Here is a 26,416-nt window from a genome sequence, read left to right on the forward strand (position 1 = left end):
CTAGCGCCACGGCGACCAGACGAAGCGGAACACGAGCACCGCGTGCGGTAGTGCCGCGTCCTCCCGGTTCAGGGCAGGTGCGGTGAGGATGTCGGGGCCGACGCGGGACTCGGGCACCTGGAACCGCACCGCCGCCTCGGGCGCGAGCATGCCGAGTGCGGCAGCTTCCGCTTCGGTCAGGAGCAGCGGCCGGCGCGTGGTCGTGGCCCAGGTCTCGAGGTAGCCCCACAGGGCGGGGCCGGCGGCGGCGACCGCGCTGTTCCCGATCGGGAGCAACCCACGATCCGTGGCGAGCACCGCGACGTCGGCCACCCAGCCCGCCCGTTCGCCTGCCGCATCGGCGGTCCACATCCGGATCACCGCGACGTCCGGGTGCAGCACCCACGTCTTCGCGGCCGCGGCGTCGAGCCCCTGGCGCAGTGCCGCCAGCAGGATCTCGACCGGATCCTGCTCCACCCCGACGAGGACGGCGTTGTCGCCGGCGAGGTACAGCCCGTCGGCGAGCGCGCGCTCCCGCGCGACGCCACGGCCGTCGTAGGCGAGCCGCGGACCCCGTGCCCGCCAGCTCTCCCAGAACGTGGCGTACGACGCGAGCAACCCGTTCCAGGACGGATCGCTCGCCGCCACGAGCGCGTCCAGGACGACCGGGTCGTCGACCGGCGGCCCGGCGGGTCCCAGCTCGGCGCGGACGACGTCGAGAGCGAGCGCTCGCACCTCGTCCGTCGCCTCGGGAACCCGGCCGGGATCGGCGCGCAACCCCTCCAGCAGCAGGAGGATCGAGCCGGTCGCGCGCGGGACCGAGCTCGCCCACTCGACCCGCTCCGCCAGCGCGATCCATGCCGCGCGCGCCCCGGCGTCGGCCGGCACCAGCGCATCCACGGCGTCGCGCAGGACGTCGGTGCCGGGCCGCAGGTGCCACCGCAGCAGCAGCCCGACCGCCGGCTCGCTGCCCAGCAGGTGCAGCGCGGCGACGCGGCCGGAGCGGGGCAGGTGCGCGACGTCGCCGAGCGCCAGGAAGTCGACGATGGCCCGCAGGTCGGCCAGCCGGACCGCGAGCTCCCGGTCGGGGGCCGCGGCGAGCAGGATCTCTACCTCGCCCAGCTGCGCGTCGACGTCGGGGAGCCACGACGAGGTGAGCAGCAGCTCGACCCGCTCCGTCGCGGTGTCGAGCAGCTGCCGGGCGCGGTCGGGATCCGAGAGATCACGCACCACGGCACGGGCGACCGTGGCCCGCCGGGGTTCCTGCAGCTCGGCCCACCATGGCAGCAGCTGCTGCAGTGTCGTGGCGCGGTTCGACGGTGGGATCCACCGGAGCAGCGGCAACGCCTCCCGCCAGAACTGCGCGGCGGGCAACGGGCTGCGCAGCAGCGCGTTGAGCGTGCGGATCGCGACGGACCGGCGTTGGACCTGGTGGTGGCGCAGCATTCTGCGGGCCCATGGCAACAGCAGCAGTGCAGCCATGCCGGCGCCGACGGCGAGCACCGGCCAGGCGTCGAGCAGGCCGGCGAAGGGCAGCAGCGCGAGAGCGGAGAGGGCGCCGCGGCCCGACGTGCGCTCGTGGGCGTCGAGCGCTTCTTGAATGCGCCGCACGGCCTCCTGCGCATCGGCAAAGGCGAGTGCCTTCTCGGCTTCGTCGGCGGAGATCTCGGGAGGGGTCGACGTGTCGATCGGCGATGTTCCCAGTGCGGGACGCAGGTGCGGTGGTGCGAAGAGCGCCAGCAAGCGCAGCTGCTCCTTCCGGTCGATGCCGCGCGCGATCGAGGCCCAGGTGACACGGCGGACGGCCAGCTCGAACAACTCGACCTGACCGGCCCGCAGCCCCTTCCGCACGACCGAACGCCGAAGTTCCAGGAAGTCCCTCTCGATGCGGTTGTCGCCGAGGTCCATCCGGGCAGCGGCTGCCCGCACCCGCTTCTCCCACGACCGCCACTTGCGGGCCCTTTGCGGGGGTGCCGATGCCTGCCACGCGATGATCTCCTCGACTGCCCGCGCGTGCTCGATGCGGAGATCCTCCTCGTCGAACGCGAGCTCCAACGGCTTCTCGAGGGCGAAGAGGCGGAACTCCTTCGCGTAGTCGAGCACCAGCTGCTGCCAGCCAGGGAGCTCGGCGAAGCGGGCGGCGATCTCCTCGCGCACCAGGTCGTACTCTGTGATCAGCATGTCGAGCGCCTCGGGGTTGGACTTCGCCAGTCCTTCCAGCTCTGTCCGCGCCCGAGCGGTCAACCACCCCGTCCCGGCGGTGGCCGCTACGTCCAGCCCGTCCCACTGACCGTCGACAAGCCGTTCGGTCAGGGTCGCGATCACGTGCGCTTGCGGCCGGGTGAGGCCGTAGACCTGCTCGAGCCGCGCCGCCGCGTATCCGTGCTGCACCCCGAGCCCGCCGACCGAGAAGATGTGGAGCACACCATCACGCACCTCGTGGGCCGCGCCGGGACGGGTACCGAGCACCGGATCCTTGAGCACATCCCTGCTCAGGTCGTCGAGCGTGAGCACGCGAACCGATCCGGTGGCACTGCGCAGCATCGCGATCGTGGCCAGCACCAGCTCGCGCAGTACAGCGTGCTCCGCCGCGAACGTGACCGGAGTCGGCGTCGCCTCCAGCCAGGATTCCAGGTGGTCGGCGAACTCGTGCCTCTCCTCCTCGGTTCTGGGAGACCCGACGAGGAGCCGACCCACGCCCACGCCGTGGTCGATGCCCCCGTGCGGCGTGTGCAGCCCGACGAGCCCGTCGCGCCACCGGTCCGGCACCGCCATGGCCTCGTCGACAACGGGCGTCTCCTCGGCCGACGGCGGTCGGTGGTCGCTGAGGATCCAGTTCCACACGCCGTCGGTCGGCAGCAGCGCAGGACGCAGGTGCGGTGATGCGGAGGACACCAGCCTCCGGGCGGCCTCCCCGCGGTCGATCCGGTAGTTCCGCCGGCGATCGATCACGGCCCACGTCACGTTGCGTGCGGCCAGTTCGAGCAGCTCGGTCGGGTCGGCCCGAATGCCCAGCCGCACCGCCGAATTCCGGAGCTGCAGGAAGTTCGACGCGATCTCCTCAAGGGATCGCGTCCTGGTAGCGACCAATCGCAGCTGTACTTCCTCCTGCGAACTCGACTCGGGGATGGTCCGGGACCAGACCGACACCTGCCACTCCACCAGCTCCTCGACGGCCCGCCGGTACGCGGCGATGAGCTGATCGTCGTTGAACGGACTCCTGCCGGCCCGCTCGGCGGCGAACCGGTTGAACTCCGCCGCGTACTCGAGCACCAACCGTCGCCAGCCGGGGAGGCTGTCGAAGCGATCGGCGATCTCCACCCGTACCTGGGCGTACTCGTCTCTGAGCACCGTGAGCGCCCCGGGGTTGTGCCACGCGAGCCACGTGAGCTCCTGCTGCGCACGGCGGGTCAGCCACCCGCGACGGGACCCGTCGACCAGCCGCTCCGCGAGCGTCGCGATCACGTGCGCCTGTCGCGCGGTGAAGCCGGCAGCCGGCGCGAGCACCGCCTCCACGTACTCGTGCAGCACCCCGACGTGGTCGACCGCATGGATGTGGAGCAGCCCATCACGCCAGACGTGGCCCGCGATCGGAGCGAGGCCGAGCACTGGATCGACCAACGCCTCCGTGCTGGCGACGTCGAGCAGGTGCACGCGAACCGGCGCGGTGCCGTCACGCAGCATCACGGCCGTGGCCTGCCCCATCCCGCGCAGCACGGACCGCTCGCCTCCGAAGGCATCACCGAGCAGCGTCGCATCCAGCGCGTCGATGATGTCGTCGGCGAGCTTGTCCCGCTCCGCCATGGTCCGGAGCGCGCCGTCCAACGACTCGCCCACGATCTCGCCGTCGAGGCTGCCGCCGTGCGGCTTCTGCAACCCGCTGTGCGAGGCAGCACCGCTCTCGTCCCTGGCGCTGCTCGGCGACGGCGAGTTGCCCACCTGCTCGGCAGCGCCCCGGCCGGGTGGGGGCAGCTCAGCGGCATCGATGGCGTCCTGCAGCTCCCGTGCCACGGCCATCGCGGCGTCGAAGGAAAGCGCCACGTCGGTCGCCTGCTGCGTCCGTTCGTTACCGATCCTGTCGCGGATCGAGCCCCAGGTGACGTTGCGGACGGCCTCCTCGAACAGCTCGCCCCGGTTCACCGGCAGGCCCTTCTCCACAGCCGAACGCCGGCGTTCCAGGAAGTGGTTCTCGATCCTGTTGTCGTTGAGGTCCATCTGTGATGCGGCTGACCGCACCCGCTTCTCCCACGAACGCAACTTGCGGGCGCTGCGCGGACGGGCCGAGGCCTGTGACGCGACGAAGTCCTCGACGGCCTGCGCGTGCTCGACGCGAACATCCTCCTCGTTGAACACGATCCGCATGGGCTGCTCGACGGCGAACCGGACGAACTCCTCTGCGTAGTCGAGCATCAGCTGCTGCCAGCCGGGCAGGTCCGCGAACCGGGCGGTGATCTGCCCGCGCACCAGGTCGTACTCGGTGATCAGCATGTCGAGTGCCTCGGGGTTGAACCGCAGGCGCTCCTTCGGTGCTTCGGGGTCGTACCGCGCGAGCGCTTCCAGCTCCTGCCGCGCGCGGGCGGTCAACCACCCCAGCCGCCGCTCGACATGCCCCCACCTTTCGCGATCGGTCGCGTCGACGAGCCGCTCAGCCACCGTGGCGATGTCGTCGGCGTGCTCCGGCGTGAACCCGTGGACCTGCTTGAGCAGGGCCGCCACGTACTGGTGCAGCACCCCGATCTCGTCGACCGCGAAGATGTGGAGCACACCATCACGCACCACATGGCCCGCATCGGGACGCAGACCGAGCACCGGATCCTTGAGCGCGTCCCTGCTGATCTCGTCGAGCGCATGGACCCGAACCGAGCCGGTGTCGGCACGCATCATCGCGATCATGGCCAGCACCAGCTCGCGCAACATGGCGTGCTCCGCCGCGAACGCGACCGGAGCCGGTGTTCCCTTCAGCCAGCTCTCCAGGTGCTCGGCGAACTGGTGCCGCTGCTCCGCCGTTCTCGGAGACCCGACGAGCAGCCGGCCAACACCCTCACCCTGGTCGACACCCCCGTGTGGCTTGCGCAGCCCGACCATTCCGTCGTTCCACCGGGTCGGCACTACCTTCACGGCGTCGACATCCGGTGTTTCCTCGGCCGACGGCGGTCGGTAGTCGCTGAGGATCCAGTTCCACACACCCTCCGTCGGCGTCAGCGCCGGCAGCAGGTGACGTGGTGCCGCATCCACCAGCCTGCGTGCCGCCTCCCGACGGTCGAACTCGTAACTTGTCTCGCGATCGACCAAGGCCCAGGTGACGTTGCGGGCGGCCAGCTCGAGCAGCTCGGCCGCGCCGGCCCGAAGGCCCAGCTGCGTGACAGACCTCTGAAGCTGCCAGAAGTTCGACTCGATCAGCTGAAACGACCACGACCGTGGAGCGACGTCCCGCAACCGCTGCTCTTCCCAGGGAACCCAGTCGGGCTGACTTCGGGACCGGACCGACACCCGCCACTCGACCAGCTCCGAGACGGCACGCTCGTAGGCCGCGTAGGCCTCATCGGCCTTGAACGGACTCTTCCTGGCGTCCTCTCTGGCGAACCGGTTGAACTCCTCCGCGTAGTGCAGTACCAGCTGCTGCCAGCCGGGCAGGTCTGCGAAGCGTTCAGCGATCTCCACTTGGACCTGGCCGTAGTCGGCTATCAGCATGTCGTGCGACCCGGGGTTGAACCATGCGAGCCACTCCAGCTCCTCCTGCGCTCGGACGGTCAACCACCCGCGCTGAGACCCGTCGACCAGCCGCTCCGCCAGCGTCGCGATCACATGCACCTGCTGCGGGGCGAACCCAGCGGCCGGCGCGAGCACGGCCTCCACGTACTCGTGCAGCACACCGATCGCGTCGAGCGCGTAGATGTGGAGCACCCCGTCGCGCTCGACGTGCCCTGCGTCGGGTCGCAGGCCGAGCCCCGATTCCGCCAGCGTGTACACGCTGTCGTCCACGAGCAGGTGCAGGCGGACCGGCGCGGGCTCATCCCGCAGCATCGCGATGGTGGCCACCACCATCTCGCGCAACGCCGAACGCTGGTCTGCGAAGGCACCGGCGAAAAGCATCGAATCCAGCGCCGCGAGGAGGTAGTCGGCGAGCTCGTTCCGCTCCACCATGGTCATGAGCGGCCCGTCCATGGACTCGCTCACGGTCTCGCCGCCGATGCCGCCGATGCCGCCGTGCGGCTTGCGCAACCCACTGCGGGGTGCTCCCTGGAGCAACGCGAGGACCGAGCGGTGAGCCGCGTCGCGGGTCCGCAGCCGCGCCGCGACGAACTCGGCGGCCAGCCCGGCCGCGTGGTCGTCGTGATGCTCCATCGACCTCGTCGCAGCGAGGTGGAAGTCCCGCTCGTGGCCCATCAGCCGGGTCCACCAGCCGCGATCCAACCGCCCGGCCGCGATGTGGCCCTCGATCTCGGCCAGCATCCGGTCGGTCACGACGACCGCGCCGCCCGCGTACTCCGCCCAGCCGTAGGCGATGAGCCGGTCGGCCAGCTCCCCGATCCCCGCTGTGGCAAGGCGCTCGGCCACCACGGCGTGCGGGACGACCAGCAGCGCCGGCTGTCCCGGCCGCCGGACCAGCCGCCCCTGCGCGGCGATGGCGGGGAGCTCCCCGCGCAGCACCCTCTCCACGGGGGCAGTGAGCTTGTCGATCGCGACGGCACCGCTGTGGCCGAACCGGCCCATCTCGCCGGCGACCAGGTCGGCCCACCACGCGTCGGTCAGCCGGCCCGCAGCGATGCGGACCTCGAGCTCGGCGGCCCGGTCGTCGAACACCATCACGACGCCGCCGGGCGCCAGCCGCGGGTGCCGCCAGCCGAACGCCAACACGTTCTTCGTGCCCTCGGGCCGAGCGGCAGCGGGGACGATACGCACCTCGATGCCGGACGGTCCGCGCGCCAGGTTGGGGAACCGGGCCCGATCGAGTGGACGAGAGGCGATGTAGAGGCGGGTGCCGACCTCGCGGAGCGCTGCCCGAGCGCTGCTCCCGAAGCCGTCCACGGCGAGCTCGCCGACCGGGAACACGATGCCGTATCGCAGGAAGACCGCGCGGCCCAGTGCCAGCGCGGCGAGGTTGCGCGCCGCGCCGTCGGCGCGATAGCGGTTCACCCGCAGGTAGTGGCCGCTGTTGACGTCGATCGCGACCGGATGGCCGGCAGCGTCGAACGTGGCCTGGCCGGCGGCCAGTACGGGACGGCCGGCGGCGAGCACCGAGTGGTGGACGTTGGTGGTGCCGACGTTCTGCCGGGCGACCCAGAGCGTGCCGTCCTCGCGCACCACCCAGTTCACGTTCCGGTGCTCGGCCAGCACCTGGGTCGCCTCGACCGTGCCCAGGAGAGCCGGCGTCACGCCGACGTCCTCGGCACGTCGGCTCTCGTTCGCCAGGTACTTCGGGTACCAGTTGCGGTAGAGCCGGCCCGACACGAACGCCGACAGGTCCGGCAGCGGCGCCAGCGCCTGCACCTGCATCTCGGTGAGGTGCGGGTGCCTGATGTGGAACAGCTCGTGCGCATGCAGCAACTGCTGATCGGTCGCGGGCAGTGCCCGGACCCCGGAGTCGGCGTACTCCCAGCCGTTGGAGTGGGCCCAGGCGACAAGGTCCGGCGGGCCGCCCGCGGCGCGGACGAGGTCGGTGAGGCCGTCGATGAAGCGGACACCACGCGCCCCGTGCTCGGTGTACACGGACCGCTCGAGCCCGCCGGTGGCCACGCTCAGACCCGGGTGCTCGACACCGAACTCCCGCGCCACCAGCGCCGTCGCGAGGACGTGCGTCATGACCGTCGACGTTCCGACCGGTGGGGTTCCGTGGGAGGCGAGAGCCGGGCCACCGCCGGCCTGCGCCCCGGGCGTGACCGTGATCGCGGCAGCCGTGCGGTCCTCGGCCCATCCGCGCGAGCCGGAGTCGGCGATGAGCTGCCCGACCGCCACGTCGGCGTCCTCGCGGCCGGCCGCCGTGATCGACCTGCCGACGTCGCCCACCTTCCGCCAGAGGCCATCGGTGAGGACGAGCACCGAACCGGGGCCGCTGGGCCGGAACACCTTGATCCTCGGAGCCGGCCTGCTGTCGAAGGCGAGCCAGGCGGACATGCCGCGGGGACCCACGTCGTCCTTCGTGAGTCGGGCGACACCGGTCTCGCCCGCAGCGGCCCACAGGATGCGGGTGTCCCCGACCGACACGTGCGTGAGTTCGAAGACCCCACCCGCGGGCCGCAGGAGCGCGATGGCGATCGTCGTGCCGGGCGGGAACGCGACGCCGGGCTCCGCGAGCGTCGCCACCGCGTCAAGAGCCTCCCGGTAGGCGCGCCGGACGGTGCTCTCCGCGGTGCCGCCGTCGCGAAGCACCTCCGCGGCTGCCTCGACGGCCGCGCGGGCGGCCGCGCCGCCGTGCGGGTGGCCCGACATCCCGTCCGCGACCACGGCGAAGGTGCCGCCCTGCGAGTCCGATCCGACGTGCGCGGCATCCTGACCGGTGCCCCGGGCCGTGCCGGGGATCGTCGCGGCGGAAGCACCGACCGGGCTCCCGGGGAGGCTCGACTGCTCCCAGCCACCCTGGTCGGGGATCGTCGATCCGGGTACCTGGGTCGCACCGCGGTTGCTCGGCGTCCACACCACGTTCTCGGCGCGGATCCGGTGGTGCAGCCTCTCGATGAGCTCGCCGGACCTGTCGATGGCGTTCCAGCCACCGAAGGTCCGCCAGAGCCCGCCGTCCGACGCCGTCTCGCTGGCCGCCTGCTGTCGCTCGATGAGCGCCTCGACCTCGCCGACGTCGAGCGGGTGCCCCTTGTCGAGCCTGCTGAGCAGGCTCTTCGCGTCCTTCAACACGCGTGCGAGCTCGGTCGCAGCCGAACCGTGCAGCTGGTCCACACCCGGGATCCGCGCGAGCATGCGGTCGACCGGCGCGAGCAGCCGGTAGCGCACGTGGGCGTAGACGCCCGCCGCGATGAGTACGCGTTCGGCCTCGTCACGGCTGCGGCGCAGGTTGTCGAACCGCTGGTCGAGGTTCTCGCGGGCGATCTGCTGCGCGGTCGGCGGGCCGCGCGGGCCACCGGCACCGCCGCGGCCGACACGACCGGGGTTGCGCACGGTGAACTCGTAGTAGCGGAGGGCGTCGGCCGCCTCCCGGATGTGGAGATCCAGGATCGCCTGCTGCTCCGCGGCGACCTTCGCCAGCATCCGTCCATCCACCGTGTACGGCTGGACCCGCGAGCCACGGGCGAGCAGGCCACCGTCCATCGTGCGCCGGAACCGCCGGTTGTCGAGCGCGTCGCTGAACCTGTCCAGCTCGTAACGGATCCCGTCCTGGTGGTGGCGCAGCGCCGCGATCGAGTCGACCAGCACGTCGCGCAGGACGTGGCCGGCATCGACGAGCTCGGCGGCGGAACCACCGCCGAGCAGCGGCGTGAGCCCGCGCGCGCCCGGCACCAGCAGGGGCCGCACCCGCAGGGCGTGCCGCACGATCGGGTCGGTCTCCCGCCACAGGGCACGCAGCACGGCATCCACCTCGTACCCGGACTTCTTCGACCCGGTGATCAGGCCTGCCTTGCGCAGCTCGGTCAGCACCCCCTGCCAGTGCGCGGTGGTCAACGTTCCCGAACCACTCAGGTCGGCGGCGCGCACCGCGCCGTGGGCACCCGCGAGCTCGAGCAGGGCATGCAGCCGGGCACCCGATCCGAGCTCCGGCGCCTGCATCGTGCGTAGCCGCAGCAGCCGCCAGCGCCAGTCGGCGTGGACCTTCGCATGCCGGGCGTGGTGGATGGTCGATTCGACCAGCAGCACACCGGTGGAATGCATGATCTTCATCGTCACAGCGGTCATGCGGAGCTCTGCGTCCCCCACGGATCGCTGCACGCCGTCGCGCGTGACGCTCTCCAGCCGCTGCGCCAGCAGGTGGACGGCAGCGTTCAGGTAGGAGGGATCGGTGTCTCGCACCGACTCGCGCGCCTCACGCATCCACAGCTCGCGTTGCGCGCGGACGACCTGGCCGAACGCCTCGTCGTCGAGCCCGTAGTGCCGCCGGAGCGCGCTGAGCAGCAGGTGCCAGTCCTGCTGGAAGGCCCGGCGCAGCTCGTCGCGCTCGGCGATCTTCTCGATCAGTCGCGAACCCCAGCCGGAACGCTCGTCGACACCCGAACCCAGCAGTGTCGTGAACCCGTCGGTCGACCCCAGGCGGTCGAAGATGTCGCGGAGGAACTCCAGCTTCAACGCCGCGGCCGGGTGCCCGTGCCCGTCCAGGCGCCGCAGCGCAACGATCAACACGGCGACCGCGTGCGCCGACACCACGGTGTGGTTCGCGGCGCGGGCCCTCGCCCGCCCCTGCACGTCGGTCCGGGCGCCGCTGACCGGTGCCGAGCCGGCTGACGGAACCGTCCAGTCCGGGAGCTCGTCGACGAGTTCGAGGTCGAGGGCCTCGGCCAGCTTCGTCGCGATGTCGTCGCGCTCCTGGGTGGACAGGAGCTTGACCTGCTGCACGCCGGGCAGCCCCAGCAGGGCGAAGAGCTCGTCGAGCGCCTCCTGCACGTCGCGCAGCGCGCCGTGCAGGTGCCGGTCCGGGACCCGCCCGTGCCACGTCGGTCGGGCCCGGGGCGTGCTGCGCGTGTTCCGCGACATGAGGCCGCTGTAGGTACGGGTACGCGCCTCCGCCACGTCGCGCTTCGGGTTCGTCAGTAGCAGGACGACGAACGCTCCGGCGACCTTGATCCCCTTGAACCACACCGGTTCGTCCGCGTGCCACGGCCGGACGATGAAGTAGCCCAGCACGGCGTTGATGACCGGGTCGAACTTGAGGATCTCCGAGCGGGGGTCGAAGCCGGCCGTGATGATCAGGTTCACCGTCCGGCGGATCGCCTTGCCCAGCGTGCGCAGCTTGCCCACCGGAGCGGCGATCGCGGTCGGGTTGTGCGCGAGCTGCCACGTCGCGGTCGCCGCGACGATGCGGTTGACGCCGAACCCGCCGATCGCCGCCGTCTCCCCGAGCAGCACGAGCGCGTAGAGGTAGCTGCCGACGTTCGTCGGCACGGTGGTGACCTCGATCAGTACCCGGGCCACGACGAAGGTCACCCCGGCCCACAGCCCGGCTCCGATCGCCAGGTACGCCTTGTTGTGCCCCGCGACCTTGCGTTGCACGGCCACGGCGACGCCGGAGGCGATGATGGTCAGCGCCATCGAGACCCCGGTGATGCCCACCGGACCGGCCGGCAGCAGCCCGTGCGCGGTACCCACGAGCAGCAGGTTGTGGATCGCCGAGACGACACCGGCACCGACCACGGAGTACACAGCCTCCCGCATCGGGCGCCGTTCCTGGCCGCCCTGCTTGTGGGCGGCACCGCGGCGGTGCACGGAGCGGAAGGCGAGCGCGACCGACACGGTGATCGCGCCGGACACCACGACCAGTCCACCGACCACCGGATGGGCCAGCAGCACGGCGAGCACCACGGGATGGGACGTGACGGCCACACCGAGCCCGACGCCGAGGAAGGCGGCGGTCCACCGCGGCGGGGCACGCACCGAACGGTTGACCACGTGCGCGACGACGGCGCCGACGACCGCGCCACCCGCCACGATCCCACCCTCGACGACACCCCCGGCAGCCGCCGCAGCCGGACCGATCAGCAGCCCGACGGTGAGGCCGACGAAACCTGACGGCAGTACCCGGCCGACCGTGGTGCGGCGCTCGTGCAACCAGGCCCGCAGGTGGGCGATCGGGAGGCTGCCGACCCGCCCGATCCAGTCGGTGAGCTCGCCGCGCCAGCCCGTCCCCCGGACCGCCAGCTTCTCCTGCTCCAGCTCGTCCCGTTCCGCATCGAGCATCCGCTCGGCGGTCTTGATCTCCTTCTTGCTCTGGCCCGCCTCCCGGCGAGAGGCGAGCTCCCGTTCCCGATCGTTGCGGCTCGCGGCGCGCTGCTGCACGGTTCGCAGGTCGCGCACGAGCGGGATGCGCCGCAGCAGGCTGAGCGCGGCGGCGGCGATGATCCCGCCACCCGCGGCGATGCCGCCGCCCCACAACAGGTCGGGTCCCCACCGGCGACCGGATCCCGGGTCCGCATGCTGGTCGGGGGCCGGGCTCGGCGTCGCCGTCGGCCGTCCCGGTGTCGGGGTGGTCGTCGCGGTCGGTGTCGGGGTCGCGGTCGGGGTCGCGGTCGGGGTCGCGGTCGGGGTCGCGGTCGGGGTCGGAGTGGCGGTCGGCTGCGTCGGGGTGACCGGCGTGGTCGGCGTGGTCGGCTTGGCCGTCGGCTTCGTCGTCGGCTGTGCAGCGGCTCCGGGGATCCGCAGCACCTGGCCGATCGCGATCTTGTTCGGGTCACGGACCGTCGCACGGTTGCTGTCGGCCAGCCACTTCCAGCCGCCGTCCGGGTCGAAGCGAAGAGCGATGACCGACAGCGACTCGCCGCGCCGCACCCGCCACGTCTCGTTCCACGACGTCGGAAGGTTCAGCTGCGCCCGAACACCCAGCTGGTCCCAGCTCGTCCCCTTCGGCCACACGCGCGGGTTCGCCGCGACGAGCGCCTCGGGGGTGACGCCCAGCGCCTGGGCCAGGCCGATGAGCGTGTCGCGGCGCCTGACCACGATGGTCTCGACCGCGGGGCGTCCGGCTGTGGGTGCGGTGGTCGATGTGGGGGCGGCTGCCGAGCCCTGCGGGGTGAAGAGGATCTGGATCCCGGTGGTCGCCCCGATCGCGAGGAACAGGGCCGACGTGACCGCACCGAGCACCTTCGCGGTGTTCCGCGGTGCGTGAGCCGGAGGCGGCCCGCGGTTGCGCACGGACGTGCCGATCCGACGGAGCGTGGCCACCACGGCGGCGGCGACCCCGATCGCGACGAACGTGACCGCCGGGGCGGCTCCGCCCAGCAGCGCGACGGCACCGCCGATGAGTGTCATCGCCAGTGTCGCGCCGTGTGCGGATCGGGTCGATCCAGGCTGCTCCAGGCCCCCAGCGGGAGCCGAGCGACCGAACCGTTCCGCGCCCGTGCCCGCGGCCGCACCGATCACGGCGACCAGCGCGGTGGCGGTACCGAAGAGGCTCGCGGCGACAACCACGGACGACAGGCTCGCCGCCGTGGTGAGGAGTGCGCCGCGCCGCGGTGGGGCGCGAGCCTGACTGCCATCGCGACCCGATCGCAGCGCCACGGTGATCAACGTCGAGACCGCGGCACCCGCCACGAGCTGGATCTCACCGACCGCGAGCCCGGCGAGCCCGAGGCCGCCGCCCCCGAAGATCGATGCGGCGACAGCGGCACCCCCGACGAGCAGGGTGCGACCGTGCGGGCTCAGCCGCGGGGCGTCGCGTGCGAGCGGTGGGCTCGTGGCGCGCACCGGACCGTTCGGGAAGCGGGCCCGGACCATCGCGTCGAGCATGAGCAGCGCGGCACCGTGGTGGGCACCGGGGATGAGGACCGGGCCGACGGCAGCCTGGGCGGCCAGGATCGGCGCGTACGCGGGATCGACGGCGAGCGGGAGCCCGTCGGCGACGACGGCGAGCCGGTCGAGCCCCGCAGCAGCGCGCAGGGCGTCCAGCATCTCGACGGTGATCGGCTGATCCGACGCCGGGGCCGGCAGCCCGGCCGCCAGTGCCAGCGCGGTCGCCAGCTCGCGGTGACCCCATGCGGGCCGCTGGACGAGGTCGTTGCGCACTGCCCGTTCGGCACCGAGCGACACTGCGGTCGATGCACTGACCTGGTCGAGCGCGCGCAGACCGGAGATCTGGGTCGAGGTCAGTCCGGCGGCACGCAGCTCGTCGGTGTGCGCCGCGGCGAGCTGGCCGATCGAGAAGATCCCGGCCTCCACCAGGTGGCGGTAGACGGGCTCGCGCCGCCTGGACGGTAGCTGCTCGATGAGTTCCTCGACGCGGTCGTCTCGACCCCACAGGAGCGACTTCTCCAGGGGATGCAGCGTGTCCTCGGTGGCCCGCAGCTGATCGCGGACCTCCTGCCACGGGCGCGGGGTGGCGCCGTCCGAGGTGGCGATCAGTTCGTCGCGCCGCGCCCGCTCGATCAGTACGCCTCGGCCCGCGGGCTCCCGGGTGCCCAGCACCGCGTTGTTGCGGGTCTCCCGGGTCAGCTTCTTGATGACCACACCGGGCCGCCGGGCGTCCATGCCGAGGAACCAGCCGACCTCACGCGGCTCGATCGTCAACAGCGCGGCGATCTCGTCGGTCGTCATTCCCCTGGCGTAGCCCAGCAGTGCGTGGAGCTCCCGGGAGCTGAATGCCGACAGGCGCAGTCGCTGCTCCGGATCCGCACTGACGGGTGTTCCGCCGTTGTACCGCGATACCAGCATCCGCAGGGCCACGGTCAGTGTCGCGGCCAGCTCGGTGCCGGTCATCCCGAGGCGGTCGGCCAGCTCGGCGGACTGCTCGGTCGCCCGCTGCGTCTGCATGACGAGATCGCGGAACACCGCCATGTCGGCGGGGGTCATCTGGCGCTGGCGGAGCACGGCCGGGTGGTCGCTGCCAACCGTGAACTCGGGCAGCTCGGTACCCGCGCCGAGCACGTTCGGGATGCGGTCCGCGCCGGACGCGGTGGTGCTACGAGTGCTCTTCTGGGTCAGCCGCGCGGCGAGTGCGACGTCGCCGTCGTGGCGGGCGAGATCGAACAACGCGTTCGTCTCCGGTCCGTCGAGACGCCCGGCCTGGACGGCGGTGTCCTGCTCGGTCACGTACTCGTAGGGGGCGCGCTCCAGCAGCACCCGGTCCTCGAGCGAGCGGTGGATCCGCGTGACGCTGTGCTCCCCCTGCCGGCCCCCGCGGCCACGCAGCTGGTCCTCGATCCGGAGGTTGCGCGAGGCGCCGACACCGATCACGTGGAGGCCGCGCCGCTTGCGGTTGAGGATCTTCTTCTCGGCGGCGACCTGCTTGCCCGCCTGCCTCCACGCCTCGGCGTACTCGGGGGTGTCGGCTCCCTTGCCGGGATGCTCGCGGCGCATGATCTCGGCGGCGACGAACTCGACGCTGCCGCCGAGCTTGATGTCGATGCCACGTCCGGCCATGTCGGTGGCCACCGTCACCGCACCGCGCCGACCGGCCTGGGCGATGATCTCGAGTTCCTTCGACGCGTGCTCGGCCCTGGCGGTGAGCACGTTCGGCTCCATCCCGTGCTCGCGCAGCATCTGCGCCACGAGCACGGTCTCGGCCACCGTGTCGGTTCGGATCAGCAGCGGAGCGCCGTTGCCGCCGCGATGGGTTCGGACCGCGTCGCGGACCGCTGCGTCGAACTTCGCCACTGCGGTGGCATGGGTGACGGGTCGGTGGTCGACCCGGCGCCACCTGAACGAGAGCGGGACGTGGCCGACGTCCTTGCCGTAGGCGTCCTTGAACAGCTTCCGACCGGCCGCGCGGCCGGTCGTGCCGGTCATGCCGGCCCAGTCCCCCTTGCCCGTCAACAACTGCTCGACGGTCATCGAGGCGAGGGTCCGCCTCGGGGCGCCGACCTGCGCGGGGTCGAGCTCCTTGAGCTCCACGGCCTCGTGGAGCCCGCCACTCCAGCGCCGGCCCGGCAGCCGCCGGTTCTCGGTGGAGAGCAGGAGGATGCGACCGTTCTCGACGAGGTAGTCGACGTCGCGCGTCAGGCGGTCGGCTCGGAGCGCGTTCTCCACCCGCCGCTGCAGCCCGGCTTTCGCCTCCACCGGGAGGTCCTTGAAAGCAGCCAGATCCGAGAGGAACGCAACGCCCTCGGGTGTGAGTTGCAGGGTGTGGGGGTCGTAGTGACCCTTCGGGGTGGACCCGGTACTCGCCTGGAGGTTCTTCGAGCGCACCAGTGACCGGGCCAGCTGCAGATCGCGGACCGGGGTCATCTCGCCCGGGACCGCCTCGCTCAGTACGAAAGGCATGCCGCCGTCGTCGATCAGCACCATGTCGACCTCGTCGATCAACCGGAACCGGCGCTGGCCCGGCCTGCCGGCATCCACCCAGGCGCCGTCGAGCTCCCTCAGGGTGTCGAAGGCGAACTCGCTGACCTCGCCGATGACGATGTCCGCCCGGTACAGCTCCGCCTTCTCGGCCGGGGTGAGGTCGGGCCGCAGCTCCTTGACCGTCAGCCCCAGCGGCTCCGCGATGCGGGTGACCTCCGCCGCGGCCTGACCGACCAACGTCTTGTTCGTGGTGAGCCACTGCACGGCACCGCCGCCCACACCGCCCCGGTGTTCCAGCTGGGCGCGGGCGACCTCCGCGAGCGCACCGGTCAGGGTCTTGCCCTCGCCGGTGAGCATCTCGATGACCTTGCCGTCGCGGGCGAGCGCGGTCGAGCCCATGACCTGCTGCTTCGTGGGCTCCTTCGATCCCTCCCCGCGGCTGGAGATCTCGCAGGCGATGGCGACGCACTCCACCGCCGCATCCTCGTGCGAGCGCTGTCCCTCGTCGACCTGGCGCTGGATCTCGCCCGCCCGCGTGCCGAGCTCCTCGTTCGACCGGCCGTCGTACCCGCGGCGGAACTCCTTCACGGCCGCCGCGTCGGGCCCGTACTGCTTCGTGAACGCCGCCCGCTCCCGGTTGACGTCGTGCCGCTGGTCCAACCAGGACCGCACCGGGTCCGGCGCCGTCGCGGACGTGGTCGAGCCCGCGGGCGGATCGGTACCGCTCGACCTGCCTGCGTGCGGCTCCTCGAGCTTCTCGCCACCGGCCGCCTTGCCGGTGCCCGCTCCGTCGCCGGGCATCGTCTCGGGAGCAGTGTTCGGGTCGACCCCGTACCCGTCAACCCCGGGCCCGTCGGCAGTCGACTTCTCCCCTGCGGTCGCGATGCCGTGCCCGGGCTCGAGCACCTGCTCCTGCTCGACGGCGGGCATCCGATCCGCCGGTCGATCGGCGCGAGTCAGCCGGCTCGCCGCCGCGACGGTCGCGAGCAGGCCCGGTCGGGTGCTGAACTGCTGGAGGGTGTGGTGTGCCCGGTCGGCCGACCGCACGCGCAGCGCGGTGGCCATCTCCGAGCCGAACACCGTCGCCGCCATCGTCGGCTTGCCCAGCACGTCGTCGCCGTGCGCGAGGTCCAGCTCCCGCTGGTGGGCGGCGGTGATCTCCTTCGGACCGGCGGTGTGGTCGAGGCCGAGACGGCTGAACGCGGCCGAGGTCTGCACCGTCCTGACGAGGCCGTGGCTCCCGACCGTCCTGGTCCCCCAGGCGGCCTTGCCCAGCCCCGTGCTCAGGGCGGGCACCTTCCCTGCGGTCAACCGGGCGGCCGGGCCGAGCACCGTTCGGGACACGGCCGCCGATGCTCCACGACCCACCAGGCCCCATGCCCGGTACGGCGCGGCCAGTACCTGCCCCGGTGCGTTCAGGACGGTGGCAGCGGTGTTCCAGCGCTCGGCACGGCGGTCCAGCTTCACCGCGGTGAACGCGAGCCTGCTCAGCTCACCGCCCGTCGCCGTTCGGGTCGCGACCCTCGCCGCCGTCGCGCCTGCCGCGGCGCCGCGCGAGATCCCCCTGGCGATGATCCCGGCCCCGCCCAGCACGAGGGTCGGCCACACGAGATCGCCCGACAGCGTCGTCAAGGGCGCATCGCTGTACCCGGTGATGCCCTTCGCCGGATCGCCGTGCAGGAGCACCGTGGCGTCACCGTGCAGGACGAGCGGCTTCCACCGCGCGAGCATCTGGGAGCCCGCGGTGCCCATCTCCGCCATGAACGGGAAGCGGCGGGCGAACCAGCCCTTCGTCGACTCGCCCGGGAGATCCGACGTGCTCCGGGGATGGAGGATGCCTTCGCCGAGGTGCTTCACATCGGTGCCGGCGGTCTTCGCGAGATGGATCGCGCCGTCGGGAGCCGACGTCACGAGCTTCATCGCGTCGTCCTCGAGCCTGCTCGCGAAGTCACGGTCGTTGCGATCCGCGTAGCGGTCCTGCCCCGGAGCGTCGTACTTCAGGTACTCGTACGCGCCGTAGGTCTTCTTCCCGACCTGGTGCCAGAAGTTGCCGAACTTCCCCGGGCGCGCGTCGTCGAACGCGTTGTCGAACGTGTTCAGCTCGGCCTCGTTGCCGTCCTCCCGCAGGTAGTGGGTGACGCCGTCCCACCACGTCGGCTTGTCCCTGCCCTCGGCGAACAGGGCCTCGAACGCCTTGTCCCGCTTGACCCGGTCGAGCTCCGGTGTCGCCTCGCTGATCTCGATCCCCGTGAGGAACGTCGTGACCTCGTCGCTGGTGTCGAGCAGCGGCCGCTCCCAGCCCTCCGCGGTGTTGTAGGCGGCGATGTTGGCCTTGGTGTCCGCGCCGAGCGTGTCCCAGTAGGCCTTCTGCTGGTTCGGCAGCGGGGTGCCCAGCACGTGCAGGTCCTGTTGCCACGTCTGCAGCCGCCTCGCCGAGGTCTGCGCGTAGACGACATCGGGCCGGCCCGTGGACGGCAGGCTCAGGTCGCCCAGCTTGTTGCCCGCCGAGCGCGGCCCCGTGGCGATGGCGTCGTAGCGCACCCCGGCCGTGCCGCTGTAGCCGCGCAGCGCCATCGCGAAGGGGTCCCTGTCGCCCGCCTTGCTCGACCTCGCGATGCGGGAGGCGAGCTCGTCGATCCCCGCGGCCCGGCCGATGGCCGCGTTCGCGTTCGCGAGCTGGGTGTGGAGCGCCGGGTCGTCGGCGTACCTGCTGAAGGCGAGGTCGAGCGACCGGCGCTTTGCCTGCTGCGCGGCGGCACCCGGGGCGGGCTCGGGCAGGTTGGCCTTGATCCGGGTCTGAACGGCCTTGATCCCCGCCGCCTGCTCCGTGACCCCCGCGAGCTCGGTGTTGTAGCTCTTCACCTCGGCGTTGTAGGCGGCCCACTCGGCCGGTGTGACGACCTTCTTCCGGTCCAGCCCCGCCTTCTTCCCGCTCAGCGCCGTGCTCCAGTTCCCCAACGCTGCGGCCCGCTCGCCCAGTGCTGCCTCGCGCGGGATCAGGCTGAGGTCCGCGACGTCGGCGGCGGCGGCCTTGATCTGGTCCGGACGCTGGGACCGGGCCACCTTGTTCTGGTACGGCTCCAGGTCCACACCCTGGGGCAGGTTCGTGCTGCAGAGCGCGGCGACGGTGCAGCTCGACGGGCGCCCGACGGCCGTGACCGGGTCGAGACGGTGGACCCGCGCGAGCTTGCTGTCATAGGGCTCGAGGTCCACACCCTGCGGCTGGGTCGCGCTGCAGAGCGCCGGCACGGTGCAGCTCGACAGGCGCCCCGCGGCCTGGTTCACCTGACGGACCTTGACCGGGTCGTCGTCGGGCAGCTCGACCCCCATGATGTCGGCCGTGATGCCGCGGGCCCGGTCGAACTTGCTGTCGTAGGGCTCGAGGTCCACACCCTGGGGCAGGGTCGTGCTGCAGAGCGCGGCCACGGTGCAGGTGGACGGGCGACGCCCGGCGATGTCCTGCACGAGCCGCGGATCCGCGGCGAGCTTGGCGTTGATGTCGGACACCGTCGGCGGCTGGTAGGTGATCCGGTCGATGCCGTCGACGAACCGGTGGGTGGCCGCCAGCTCGGCGCCGAGCGCACCCGCCTGTTCGAGCACCTTGAGCTGTGGCGCCAGCGCGGCACGTTCCTTGTCGGTGAGCCCGCCGACCTCGGCTCGCTGGACGGCCCTCGCCGCCGCAGCAGCCTTGTCGTCGCCCTTGGCCAGCTGTCCGATCAGCGTCGCCTGCTTGCTCTGCGCGCCACCGCTGCGCAGGACCAGCGCGTCCTTCTCGAAGGCGGTCAGCGACCGCAGGTTCGTGTCGTACCGCTGCTGGTCGGCGGGCGACAGCGTCGCGTACTGCTCCTTCGTGAGCGGGGGCAGCGGCGAGCCCGCCTCGAGGCCGAGGGTCTTCGTGATCTCCTTGTCGAGGGCGTTGCCCAGGTTGGGGCGCCGGTAGCTCCCGTCCGCGGCGAGCATCCACGACGCGTCGGGGTCGCCCTGCCACCGCAGCTCCGGCGCCGAGCTGAGGCACTTGTTGTGCCCGTCCCGGCACCCGAACCCGGTGTGCTCGCCCTTGGCGTCGGGGTAGAGCAGGAAACCCTCACCGATGAGGATGTCCGCGCCGTGCTCCTTGTTGCCGACGCTGAGTGACGCGCAGCCCTGGCCGCGGCAGACCGAGCCGCCACCGGGACCGTAGGACTGCCCGAACTCGCACTGCGCGGTGCACTGCTGGGCGTTGCCGAACGGGTCGAACCAGTGCAGTTCGCCGTCGCTGCGGTTGGTGATGTGGACGCGTCCGTTCGGAGCGGCGCCCTTGCCGGTGGCGAGCTCCTCCTGGATCCGGCAGTCCGCGCACTCCGGGGTCTGGTGCTGCGCGCGCGGCCGCGAGATCCCGCACTGGCCGGTGCAGTCGAGCGTGCCGCCCTTGCCCGTGGCGTCCGGCGTCGTGACGTCGATGCCGTGGTCGCCGCCGACCTTCTTCGTCACCTGCAGGAGGACGGTGTTGATCGTCTCGGGACTGCCGGGAACGGCCGGACGGACCGATGTGATGACCGTGCTCTTGCTCTTCTGGCTGACCCGGTAGCCCTCGATCAGGTCCACGTAGCCGGTCTGGCCACCGGCGATCGAGTACCGGCCCGGACCGCTGACAGCGCTGCGGGTCATGATCTTCGCGCGGTTCTTGTCCGGGAAGACGCCGTTGCCGTCGGCTTGCACGACGTCACCCTCGGCGGAGGTGAAGGTCCCCTTGCCGTTGAAGTCGAAGATGCCGGCGTGGCCCTTGCCGTCGCGACCGAGGATGGTGCCGCCCGTGCCGGTGACGGTGACCTCGTCGAATCCGGGGGCACCCGGCAGCGCGTTCTTCGGGAGCGTGATCCGCTGGCCGTTGAACCGGTACTCGCCGTCCTGGCGACCGGTCTTGATCACGCCGTAGACCGGGGATCCGTGGCGATCGGTGAGCCGGATCTGGTTGGTGGTGTTCGCGTCGATGACGTCGAGGTCGGTCCGCGCGCCGGTGCGCCCGTCGATGATCGTGCCCCGGCCCCTTGCCGTGGCGGCGCCGTTGCCGTCGATGTCGCGGCCGACGCCGGCGTGTGACTCGCTCGTGGACACGTCGCGTCGCTTGTCGCCCTTGTCGACGACGTTGGAGGTGACGAACCGGTTCTTGGGGTCCTTGGCCTTCGGGTCGTAGCTGCCCTGCGGCCCGGTCCTGGTCCCGTAGGAGCACCTGGTGGCGCAGGGGATGATCTTGCCGGCCGGCTTGCCCGACTCCTTGATCTGGACCCCGCCGATGCTCCCCCGCGGAATCGGCTTGTTCCCGAGGATGAAGTTGCCCTGGGCGTCGATGTAGCCGGCCTGAGACCCGCTGTCCTCGGGCTTCATGTCCTTGACCGCGATCGGCTTGCCGTTGCGGTCAAGGCCCGCCGCGCGCTTGCGCGCCGCGTCCTGCGCCTTCAGCGACGGCGCGGTCACGACGTAGGTGTTGGATCCACTCTGGCGGAAGTTCTTGCAGTTGCCGCTGCAGGTGGCGCCGCCACCGCCGCCGGGCCCGGCCTTGGCCCATGCCTGCACGCCGCAACCGCTGTTGCCGCCGCCGGAACAGGTGCCCTCGCCGTGCGCCTTCCACGCCTTGCCGGGCTGGTTCCACGTCGGCTTCGTCGTCGCGCGGTCGTTCGCCTCGGCATGCGCCTTGTAGCTGGAACGGCAGTTGCGGGCGCCCGAGCAGGAGGCCGACGCGTTGGCCCAACCGGGGCCGGCCTGCGCCTGCGCCGTGACGGCGACCCCGCCGGCACCCTGCCGGCCACCACCGGAGCCCTTCGCGGAGGCGTGGGCCCAGTTGACGCCGTGCCGCGCCCCTGCCGAGGCCTTCGCCTGGTAGGAGTAGCGGCAGCTCGCCGAACCCGAGCAGGACGCCGAGGCGTTGGCGAAGCCGGGACCCGCCTGCGCCTGCGCCGTGACCAGGACACCACCGGTGCCCTGCTGGCCCTTCCCCGCGCCGGACGCCCGCGCGGAGGCCTTGTTGGAGCCGTACCGGTCCGACGCCGACGCCTTCGCCGAGTAGCTGCGGCGGCAGTTGCCGGTGCCCTCGCACGACGTCGAGGCGGCCGCGAAGCCACGGCCGGCCATGGCCCGCGCCGATACGCCGACCCCGCCGCCACCGTGGGTGCCGCTGCCCCAGCCGACCGACTGCGCCGACGCCCGGTTGCCCGCCTTCTTCACGGACTGTCCGGCGCGGGCCAGGTAGGTGAAGCCGCACGTGCTGCCCTTCGTGCCCTGGCAGGCCGCCGACGCGACGGCCTGACCGGGCGCGGCCTTCGCCACGGCGCTGGTCAGGACGTTGCCGCCGCCGAAGCGGCCGCTGCCGAAGCCGTTGGCGTTGGCCTTCGCACCGGCGCCGCGCGCCTTCGCACCCTGCGTGCTGCGCCCGCCGAAGCCGTACGTGCAGTTCGCGGTCTTGCTGCCGGCGCACATCGCACCGGCGAGTGCCTGGGTGTCGTTCGTCTCGGCGATCGCCATCGTCGTGCACCCGCCGGCGCCGGTGCCGCCGCTGTCGCGGCAGGCGGCCCGACCGTAGGCGCCGTTGCCGCGGAACGCGTCGCTGACGCGGCTGGTGGCGGCGAACGTGTACCGGCACGACGGCGAGCCCTGGCAGCCCGCCGACGCCTCCGCGCCCTGCGGCGACGCACCGACGTGCCCGTCGACCTGGCAGGTCTGCTTGCCCGTCGCCGTGCAGGACGACCCGGCGACGGCGCCGTGCATCCCCTTGATCGGCGACGTCGGTGTGCAGACACCGGAGCACTGCAGCCACGCCGGCTCGGCCTGCGCCTTGCCCTTCGCGGGCTTCTTGGCGGCAGCTGCTGCTTCCTTGGCCATCTGGGCGAGTGCGCCGCGCTGCGGGGCGGCCGTGGCACGGCCGGTGGTGCCGGCGTGGCAGCCGGCGCCGGTGCAGGCGGCGGTCCCATCGGCAACGTGGTCGGCGGCGAACGAGCCGCTCGAGGCGTCGCAGGCACCGGCGGCGGCACACGTCGCCGTCGCGTTCAGCTTCGCCCCGCCGCCGGGCACGACGACCCCGGGGCGCCCGATGGTCGTCGGGTTGTCGGTGCCGACCGACGCGGTTGCTGCCTTCGTCGTGCACTTCGGGGTGCGCTCGCTCGCGCAGCCTGCGGACGCGAAGCCCGACGTTGCCGCGAACCGCTGGCCGGTGTCGGGGGTGACGCTCGCGGACACCCCGGTCACCACACCGGACTGGCAGGCACCCCGGTCCTGCGTGCAGCCGGTGGAGGCGACGGTGCGGGTGGTGGCGACCGGATCGGTCCGCGTCGCCTTCGCGGGCCGCTTCGAACCGGCCCGCACCGCGTTCATCGCCGCGGTCGCGCCGCCGTCGGGGCCGGCCGCCGACGTGGAGTCGCCGGTGACGGTGCCGGTGCAGCCGTCCGGGCAGTCGAGCGCCGAGCTGGTCTGAGCCGTGCCCGCGACGCCGGGGATCGGCCGGGGCTTCTTCCCCTTGGCGGGCGGCGCCGTCATGCCGGTGTCGCTGGTGGTGCTCGCGACGGCGTCGGAGCCGACGCCGCAACCGGTCTCGGCGCGACAGGTGCCGCTCGCGTGCGAGCTGGTCTTCGCCGCGTCCCGGGCGCCGCTCGTGAAGGCGTCGCTCGCGGTGGTCGCGGTGCAGTCCGGGCCGCCGCACTCGGCGAACACACCGGACTGGCTCATCGTCGCCGGGATGGCCGACGGAGGCTTCGTGTTGTTGCGCTGGAGGAGGTAGTTCACACCGGCGCCTGCGCCCGAGCTCGACTGCGTCTGAACTCGGCACGGGTCGGTGGCCGTGCAGGTACCGCGGGTGGTGCTGGTGGCGGCCGATGGGGGTCCGCGCGACCCGGTGCTGCCCTTCTGCGCGTTGACCAGCGCGGGGGCGTGGCTTCCGGTGGTCCGGGAGTACGCACCGCCGGTGCAGCCGTCCGGGCAGTCGGCGATCGCGGAGGAGTCGGAGAAGCTCGACGGACCGGGCACCGGCGCCGGGACGACGATCGGCTTCGAGTCGTCGGAAGCGGGGGGCTGGGGGGCGGACGGCTGGTCGTCACCCCCCGCGGAGACGGCGGGCCGCGGGTCGGGCAGCAGCGCGGCGACATCGGCGCCGCCGCTCGCGACCGAGCGGGTGGTGCCCTGGCAGCCGCCGCCCTGCACCGTGCAGCCCGCGGAGCCGCCGGAGCCCTTGCGGGTGACGTTGTCCGAACCGGACGCGGCAGTGGTGACCCGGCCGGTGCAACCGTTCGGGCAGTCGATCTTCGCGGTGGCGTCGGCGACGCTCGACGGGGCCGGGCCGCGAGGCTTCGCCGCGACCGGGGTCTTCGGGTCACCGGTGAGCATGCGGGCCGCGGTGCCGCTGGTGTTCGCCACGGACCGGGCCTCCCCGCCGCAGCTGCCGCCTTCGAGGGTGCAGGTGACCGTGCTCGTGGTGCCCTTGGCCAGCTTGGTGCCGGCGTAGGCGGAGGTGCCGCTGCTGGCCGTGCCGGTGCATCCCTGCGGGCAGTCCAGCGCGGCGGTGGCGCGGGCCTGTGCCGAGCCGCCCTTGGCGGTGGTGGCCGAGCCGCCCGCGTCCGCGGTGCAACCCCCACCGGCAACGGTGCAGCTCGCGCTGCCGCGGGTGCCGCGTGCCAGCGGCGACACCGCGAGGTCGACGGTCTTCGTCTCGGTGTTCGCGATGCCCCCACAGGTGCCGGTGCAGCGGACCTTCGCCGCCACGGTCGACGCGCTCTGCGCGCTCGCGGTGGTGTCGGCGTCGGTCGTGCAGCCGCCGCCGGCACCGTGGACGGTGCAGCGGGCGGTACCGCTGCTGCCGCGGGCCTTCACATCGCCGGTGAGGGAGCCGGAGGTCACCGCGGAGGCGCCGCCGGTGCAGGCCTCGACAGCGCAGTCGACGTGGGCGCCGCCGCGGCTCGTCGCCACCGCCACCCGCGTGCCCGCCGCCGTGCCGGGACGAGTGGTGATCTCCGAACGGGCCTCGGTGCCGCAGCCGCCCGCGGCCGCGTTGCAGCGCGTCGTCGTGGTGGAGGCGCGCACCGGGAGCGGCTTGCCGGCGGCACTGACGCCGCGCACCGCACCCCGTGCAGCAGAGCCCGCGCTGCCCTTGCAGGTGGTGGCGTCCTCGGCACAGTCGACGTTCGCGGCGGCGGTGCTGACCAGCACGCCGGCCTCGTAGCGGCTCTTGCCGCCGGCATCGCAGGTGCCGTCATCGACCGCGCACCACGCGGTGCCACTGCTCACAGCGCGATCGGCACTGCGGACCGTGCAGAAGCCGTCCTCGGCCTGGCAGTTGGTCTCGGCGCCCGCGGCGTCGGCCAGCCCGTCGAGCTCGCAGCGCCCGGTGCACGACGCGGTCGTCGCAGCCGGCGCGACCTTCACGGAGTTGCGCTGCCCGGCCGTGGTGCCGCGACAGGTGCCGGCAGCGGTCTTGCAGACCACCACAGCGTTCCTGTCGGTGGCTTGGGCGTTCATCCCGCAGTCGGCTCGACCGGGGGCGCACTTCGCCCCCGCGGACACCTTGCCGTACCCCGCGACGCTGCTGCAGCCCTGCGCGGGCCCGGTCAGCACGCACGACGCGGTGCCCTTCGTGGCACCGGCGGCGGTGGTGGCCGTGCAGCCGGTCGAGATCCCGACCAGCGCGACGCACCGGTCGCGCTTCGTGCCGTTGCCGAGCGTGGTGACCGAGCCGCACTCGACGAAGGCACCGTTCTTGCCGCAACCCGCGGTCGAGCCGTTGCCGGCGACCTTGTCGGGGAGCGTGTTCGGCGACGTGCGACCCATCAGGGTCAGCAGCTCGTCGCTGGCCTGGTAGACGGCGGCCTTGCGCTGTGCCAGCGCCGCAGCGTGCGCGCGGTAGGTGGCGGGAGCCAGCTTCCCGGCAGCCACCTGCTGCTGCTCCGCCTTCAACGCGGCCTCGCCCTTGGCGATCGAGTTCTGCCCCCCGACCACATCGACGACCAGCTTCACCTGGTGCTTCGAGAGCCCCGCCGAATCCGCCGCGACCTGCCCGGCCAGCTTCGCGTTCGCCGCGACGTGCTGCGCGTAGACCTTCTTGTCGCCCTTGCCCGCGGCGATCTGCTTCTTCTCCGCCGCCAACGCCTCATTGCTGTGGACCAACGCGATCCGCCCCTGCAACGCCTTGTCGAACTGCGTCGCCGGCGGGCCACGCTGCTGCACCCGGTTCGACGGCGGTGTGGCATGGGTGGCGCAGTCCCGGCCGCCCGCAGCGGTGGAACACGTCGCGACCGGCTCCTTCACGCCGGGGCGCAGCGCGTCGAACGGGCCGCCGCGCTTGCCCAGCTCCTTCCTCAGCTGGGCGACAGCTGCCGCAGCCGTCGGGTCGGTCGCCTGCTTGCGCGCCGCCGCGATCCAGGCCGCCGCCTGCTTCGCCAGCTCCTGGCGCTTCATCTCCGACGAGGTGCGGATCTGCGCGATCAGCCGGGCCGCATCCTTCTGCAGCTCTGCCGCCACCAGTTGCGCCGTGATGGCCTTCGGGTTGATCGCGGGCAACGTGTGGGGCTTCTCCACAGGCTTGGTCGCACCCGGCTTCGGCACTGCCTTC

The 26,416-nt window shown here is 72.4% G+C and carries 1 protein-coding gene; it reads right to left on the reverse strand.

The window, feature by feature from the left end; all coding sequences use genetic code 11:
- The gene (locus ACFPFQ_RS05600) at positions 1-26,382 is read right to left on the reverse strand and encodes a protein phosphatase 2C domain-containing protein (protein WP_379615444.1); all 26,382 of its coding nucleotides are present in this window, start codon (positions 26,380-26,382) and stop codon (positions 1-3) included.
- Positions 26,383-26,416 lie beyond the last annotated feature (34 nt).

It is taken from the genome of Pseudonocardia sp. GCM10023141 (genome assembly GCF_042653605.1).